General features: G+C 30.3%; 2 protein-coding genes. Both read right to left on the bottom strand.

The annotated features are described in order from the left end of the window. Positions 1 to 2,637, bottom strand: a 2,637-nt coding sequence (locus tag B8978_RS19170) for a non-ribosomal peptide synthetase (protein ID WP_176212765.1), incomplete at its 3' end; no start/stop codon positions are given. A 116-nt stretch (positions 2,638 to 2,753) separates the two neighbouring features. After that, positions 2,754 to 7,986: amino acid adenylation domain-containing protein (locus B8978_RS19165; protein WP_084117882.1), on the bottom strand; the 5,233-nt coding region annotated here is incomplete at its 5' end.

Below are 7,986 nucleotides of genomic sequence, written 5' to 3'. Positions count from 1 at the left end.
AGCTCCAGGCATATTGTATGCTGTACTGTCCTTATCAAACTCTTGAAGCATATACATTCTCTTTTGAGCTGATGAAACTTCGTAATACTGTTTTTCATCTACTTTTTCTATTGCTTCATATTGCTTGCTGCTAATAGTTTCTATATATTCGCTGAGTCCCTTTATATTTCCATTACTGAAGATTTCCTTTAGAGGCACTTCTACATTTAATACCTTGAAAATCCTCCCTGTTAAAGTTGTTGCACTTAAAGAATGTCCTCCCAATTCAAAGAAGTCATCATTTATTCCTATATTAGTTACACCTAATACGTTCTGCCATATCTCTACTAACTTCTCTTCTAGCTCATTTCTTGGTGCTTCGTACTCTGCTCCTGTGTTGATTTTGTCCTCTGGCTTAGGTAGTGCCTTTCTGTTTACTTTTCCGTTTATTGTTAGAGGCATATTCTGTAGCTTTATAAAATATGCTGGTATCATATAATCTGGTAAGGATTTTTTTAGTTCTTCTCTAAACTTTCTTACGCTGTATTCTTTTTGCCCTACATAATATGCACATATGTATTCATTTCCCTCTTTTTCTCCTGCCAAAACCGTTGCTTCCGTTATTCCCTCTATCTTTAATAAGGTGTTTTCTATTTCTCCTATTTCTATTCTAAAACCACGTATCTTAACTTGATGATCTATTCTTCCTAAATATTCTATGGTTCCATCTATCATCCATCTTGCTAAATCACCTGTTCTATACATCTTTTCACCAGGAGTATATGGATTCTTCACAAATCTTTCTTGCGTCATTTTTTCATTATTTAAATATCCCCTCGCTAGCCCTTCTCCACTTATACATAATTCACCAAATGATCCTATTGGCATAATCTCTAAATTTTTTCCTAAAACATATATTTTTACGTTGTCTGAAGGCACTCCTATTGAAACTGAACTTTTAGCATTCCTTTCAGCCTTATATTCATGTATCATGCAGCCTACTGTTGTTTCTGTTGGACCATACTCATTATATATCTTCACATTTCCATCAAATGCATTATATATACTTCTCGCTAACTTCTCCTTTAAATCTTCTCCACCTAATATAAGTTTTTTCACTCTTGTTTTTGATAAATCCATGTTCTCTATTAACTTCAAATGTGTAGGTGTTAATTTTATAATGTCAACTTTGTTTTCTTCCACTACCTTTTTTATAAGTGAAACTTTACTTTCTCCTTCATATATTACTACCGCATTTCCTGAAATAAGTGGCGTATATATTGATGTTACTGTTAAATCAAAGGATACTGAAGAATATAGCGGAAAATCTGTTTTTTCATCTTTAACATATACTTTTCTAGCCCAATATATATAATTCACTAATCCCCCATGCGTTACCATTACACCCTTGGGGTTTCCTGTGGTTCCAGATGTATATATTATATATACTAGATTATTTCCTTTTGTGGTTTTACTTAAATTAGCTGTATCTTCTTTGTACAACTCTTCACTATTCAAATCACATGTATCTATGTCTTCATTACTTAACTTTTTCTTAAACTTATCTTGTGTTAATAATATCTTAGTTTTACTATTCTCCAACATATATTTTATTCTGTCTTCTGGGTATTCTGGATCTATTGGCAGATATGCTCCTCCTGCTTTTAATACACCTAACATTCCTACTATCATTTCAAGGGAACGTTCTGCCATTATTGCCACTATAGCATCTGCTCCTACTCCCTTTTTTCTTAAATTTCTAGCTAGAGAATTAGCTCTCTCATTAAGCTCTTTGTAAGTTAACTTTTTATCCTCAAAAACAACCGCAATATTATCTGGATTTTTTTCTACCTGCGTCTCAAATAATTCAATTATTGTCTCATTCTTTGGATATTCTGTGCTTGTATTATTGAATTCTTGTAACAATTTATATTTTTCTTCTTCACTTACTATTTGTATATCTTTAATAACTGAATTCATATTAAGACTTACTGAGTTTAATATATTAATAAACACACTTTTAACTCCATTAACTTCGTCCATTAATAATTCGTTACAATAATTAAATATAAGCTTGATGGAATTACTATATTTTTCTATATTTAAAGTAAAAGCATTATTACCTAACGCCAAAATATCTTCTATCTGTTTTTTATTATGAATATTCTTCATACAACAATACACATTAACACTGTCATATATATCATTGATTTTATATATCTTTTTAACTGGATAAAATTGATGTTTATATACTTCAAAAGTTTGATTTTTTTGATGAACTAATGCTTGTTTGAATGTATTATCTTCAATAATATTATTATCTAATATTATAAATTCATTATTACTTTCCATATCTTCTGATTCAATATATTGGGGAATTCCAATTAAAAATTTATTATTTTGAAAGTACTTAGCTATAGTGATTTTAAATGTAGCCAACATAATTACATAAATAATTAAATCATTATTTCGAGATGTTTTAACTATTTTATTAAATACTTCACCATCTATGTCTACATTGATTTCATTTTTACTCGGTACATATTCTGAAGCCCTCTTACTAAAATTTATTCTTTCATATTCCCCATGTGCAATCTTATTCCAATATTCTTTAGATAAATTAATTAAATTACTATCTGACTCTTCTTCTATAATCATTTGTAATACATCTCCTAATTTCTTAGTACTAATCCACATTTATTAATTCCAGATAGTAATGTGATTTAATTTTTCAATCCAATTACATTACCATCTGGCATATTACTCCTTACTTACTAATCTTCAAAATCAAAATCAAAGTCATCTTTGTTAAAATTACTACTCTTTGTTTTTGATAGAAAATCGTAGGCTTCATTATTAGTCATTACACTTATATCTTTTATAGCTATATCTAAATTACTACTTGATACTTTAATGATATGTTTAAAGCACTTAATCATATCTTCCATAGTCTCGCGTTTATATAGGCTAGTTGCATAACTAAAATTAAATTTAATTTCTTCTGTTCCTTCAGACGCAGCTATTGTAATATCAAGCTTTTCCATATTATTACTTAGGATGTATGGCTTAAAGGTTAAACCTTCTACTTCTATTTTAGCTTCTCCCACATTTTCTAGAACAAACATAACATCAAATAAAGGATTTCTTCCTAAATCCCTATCTATATCTATTTTGTCTACAATTTCTTCAAATTGATAATCTTGATTTTCATATGCTTTTAATGCTTTGTTCTTTACTATCTTTAAATATTCCTTAAAACTTAGTCCACTATTTACATGGCTTCTTATTGCTAATGTGTTTACAAATACACCTATTAAGTTTTCTAAATCCACATGATTTCTTCCTGCTATTGGGCTTCCAACCACTATATCTTCCTGCTCACTGTATTTTGATAATAATACGTTAATATTTGCTAATAACACCATGTACATAGTAGTTTCAGTTTTTTGGGCTATATTTCTTAAGCTTTCAGTTGTTTCTTTATCTAAAACAAAGCTTATACTGTCACCTTTAAAATCTTTAGTCTTTGGCCTTGCATAGTCTGTAGGCAGCTTCAATACTGGTATTTCTCGGCTAAACTCTTGCAACCAATATTCCTCCTGCCTTTTATACTCCTCACTTGCCTTTTTATTTAACTGCCATGCAGAATAATCCTTATATTGTACTTTTAATTCTCCTAAGTCTTTTCCGCTATATAACTGACTAATTTCTTCTGTTAATATAGACATTGAAACTCCATCTGATACTATGTGATGCATATCAAAAAGCATAATATATCTTTCTTCTTCTAACTTTATAACTGCTGCTCGTAATAATGGTGCAGTACCTAAGTCAAATGGTCTTATAAATTCCTTTATTTTTTCTTGTATTTCTTCTTCAGTCCTTACCTCTATTTTTTCTATTTCAAATTGTATTTCACTAGCTTTATTTACCATTTGTACTATCTTATTATCTACAGTATAGAAGCTTGTCCTTAATGTTTCATGTCTTTTTATTAACTTTATAAATGTTTCCTGCATTTTTTCTATTTCAAATTTACCCAATACTTCCAAACTTCCAGGCACATTATATGCAGTGCTATCCTTATCAAGTTCTTGAAGCATATACATTCTCTTTTGAGCTGATGAAGCTTCATAGCATTCTTGTTCTTCTACCCTTTCTATTGCTTCATATTCTTTTTTGTTAATAGATTCTATATATTCACTTAATCCCTTTATGCTTACCCTGCTGAATATTTCTTTTAGCGGTACTTCTATATTTAAATTCTTATAAATTCTTCCTATTAGTGTTGTTGCTTTTAAGGAATGTCCTCCTATTTCAAAGAAGTTATCATTTATACCTATATCGCACACACCTAATACATCTTCCCATATTTCCACCAATTGTTTTTCCAATTCGTTTCTTGGAGCTTCATATTTTACTCCCGTATTAATTTTTCCATCTGGCTCTGGTAATGCTTTTCTGTCCACTTTTCCATTTGGTGTTAACGGCATGCTCTCTAATTTTATAAAGTATGCTGGAATCATATAGTCTGGTAAGGATTTTTTAAGTTCATCTCTTACCTCACTTATGTTGTATTCTTTTTCACCTACATAGTATGCACATAAGTATTTGTTTTCTTCCTTTTCTCTTGCTAAAACTACTACCTCTTTTATCTCCTCTAATTTTAATAAATTATTCTCTATTTCTCCAAGCTCTATTCTAAAGCCTCTTATTTTAACTTGATGGTCTATTCTTCCTAAGCATTCTATATTGCCATTAGGAAGCCATCTTGCCAAATCTCCTGTTCTGTACATCCTTTGTCCTGATTCATATGGATTTGCTGCAAATTTTTCTTTGGTCGATTCTTCATTATTTATATATCCTCTTGCTAGTCCATCTCCACTTACACATAATTCTCCTGCTACCCCTATAGGCAATAATTTATTATTTTCATCAACTATATATATTCTTACGTTGTCTATTGGTTTTCCTATTGGTATATTTCCATATTCTTTATCTATTCTAAAACTTGTTGTAACTACTGCATTTTCTGTAGGTCCATAGTTATTTATTAATTCATATGTCTGCTCTTTATATACTTTAAGTCTATCTGCTCCCGTTAACAATTTTCTAAGTGATCGGTTTTTTTGCTGTATAAATTGTTCAAAAATTTGTGTAGGTAAAAAGCTTATGGTTATTTTATTCTTTTCATAATAGTCATTTAAAAGTTTTATATTTAACCTTATTGAATCATATATTACATGTATTGCTGCTCCAGCTATAATGTACGGAAATATCTCCCATACTGATGCATCAAATCCTACTCCTGCATATTTTGTAACTCTATCTTCTTCAGTAACTTCGTAATATCTATTGTGCCACAAGGATAAATTTACAAGCCCTTTATGTTCCATCATAACTCCCTTAGGCTTTCCAGTTGTCCCTGATGTATATATTACATATGCTAAATTATTTGCTTTATATGTTTTACCTAAGTTGGACTTACTTTCCTTATATAACTCTTCATTATATAAATCATATATTTCTCTTTTATCCCCAGTTATTTTCTCTTTAAGTTTACCCTTTGTTAATACTATATTTGTTTTGCTATTTTCCAGCATATATTCTATTCTATCTTCTGGGTATTCTGGATCTATTGGCAGATATGCTCCTCCTGCTTTCAAGATTGCAATTATTCCTACTATCATATCAATAGAATTTTCTACCATTATTCCTACTATATCATCTCGACATATACCTTTTTGTTCTATAACTCTTGCTAAAGAATTTGCTTTTTCATTTAACTCTTTATAAGTTAATTTTTCATCTTTAAATACAACTGCTGTATTCTTTGGAGTCCTTTCTACCTGCTCTTCAAACAACTCAGTTATTGTTTTGTCTTTTGAATATTCTACACTGGTATCATTAAATTCTACTAATAATTTACGTTTTTCTTCTTCACTCACTATTTCTATATCTTTAAGCTTAACCTCTATATTCTTTACCGTTACTTTTACTATATTTAAGAAATGATTAATCATTCTTTCAATAGTCTCTTCCTTGTATATACTAGTTGCATAACTTAGCCTAAAATAGATTTTCTCTTTTCCCTCAACTGCCATCATTGTCATATCAAATTTTTCTATATGGTCATTTATATCATAAGGCTTAAAGGTTAAATCTTTTATTTTTATTTTAGCTTCTTCCATATTTTGAAGTACAAATACGATATCAAACAATGGATTTCTACTTAAATCTCTATCTACATCTATTTTGTCCACTAATTCTTCAAACTGATAATCTTGATTTTCAAAAGCCTTTAACGCTTTACTTTTTACTGTTTTTAAGTATTGCTTAAAGCTTGCTTCTGCATTTACACTACTTCTTATTGCTAACGTATTTACAAACATACCTATTACATTTTCTAAATCCACATGGTTTCTTCCAGCTATTGGACTTCCAATTATTATGTCTTCCTGTCCACTGTATTTTGATAATAGTATATTTATATTTGCTAATAGTACCATGTACATAGTACTTCCCGTTTCTTTGGCTATCTCTCTTAATCTTTCAGTGGTTTCTTTATCCAACACAAAATTTATGCTGCTGCCGTTAAATTCTTTAACCTTTGGTCTTTTATAATCCGCAGGTAAATTCAATACTGGTATCTCTCCACTAAATTCTCCCAACCAATATTCTTCCTGCTTTTTAAAGTCCTCACTTTCTCTTTTCTTTAACTGCCATGCAGAATAATCCTTATACTGTACCTTTAATTCTCCTAAATCCTTTCCTGCATATAAATCGCTAAATTCTCTTGTTAGTATGGACATTGAAACTCCATCTGATACTATATGATGCATATCGAAGAACATAACATGCCTTTTTTCTTCTAATTTTATAATTCCTGCCCTTAATAGCGGTACCTTATCTAATTCAAAAGGCCTTATGAACTTTTGGAACTTTTTCTCTACTTCTTCTTCACTTTTTACTTCTATTTGCTCAATTTCAAAATTCATTTCATCAATTTTATTAATTTTTTGTACTATCTTATCACCTTTAGAGTAAAAGCTTGTCCTTAATGTTTCATGTCTTTCTATTAATTTTATAAACGCTTCCTGCATTCTTTTTATATCAAAATCACCTAATATCTCTAAGGTTCCAGGCATATTATATGCTGTACTGTTCTGATCAAGCTCTTGGAGCATGTACATCCTTTTTTGTGCTGATGATGCTTCATAGTATTCCTTTTCTTCTACTTTTTCTATTGCCTCATATTCTTTTCTACTAACAGAATCTATATATTCACTAAGAACTTTTATATTTCCCTTACTAAATATCTCCTTTAGTGGTACTTCTACATTTAACACTTTGTAAATTCTTCCTATTAGTGTTGTTGCCTTTAGGGAATGTCCTCCTAATTCAAAGAAGTTATCATTTATTCCTATATCTTGTACTCCCAATACGTCTTCCCATATTTGTACAAGTTTTTGTTCTATTTCATTTCTTGGAGCCTCATATTCTGCTCCTGTATCAATTTTACCTTGTGGCTCTGGTAGTGCCTTTCTATTTATTTTGCCATTTAATGTTAATGGCATACTTTCTAGTTTTATAAAGTATGCTGGCACCATGTAGTCTGGCATAGATTTTTTTAATTCTTCCCTAAACTCTCCTACACTGTACTCTTTTTCTCCAACATAATATGCACATAGATATTTATTTACTGCCCCGTCTCTTGCTAAAACTATTGTTTCTTTTATTCCTTCTAGTTTTAATATATTACTCTCTATTTCTCCAAGCTCTATTCTAAAACCACGTATCTTAACTTGATGGTCTATTCTTCCTAAATATTCTATGTTCCCATCTGGAAGCCATCTTGCTAGATCTCCTGTTCTATACATTTTTTCTCCCGGCTCATATGGATTCTGTGCAAATTTTTCATTAGTTAACTTTTCGTTATTTAAGTATCCTCTAGCTACTCCGCAGCCACTTATACATAGTTCTCCTGCTACTCCTATTGGGAGCATT

This window comes from Clostridium acidisoli DSM 12555 (genome assembly GCF_900176305.1).
GTDB lineage: Bacteria > Bacillota > Clostridia > Clostridiales > Clostridiaceae > Clostridium_I > Clostridium_I acidisoli.
Note: the sequence above shows the minus strand (reverse complement) of the source record. Positions and strands in the feature narration are given on the sequence as shown.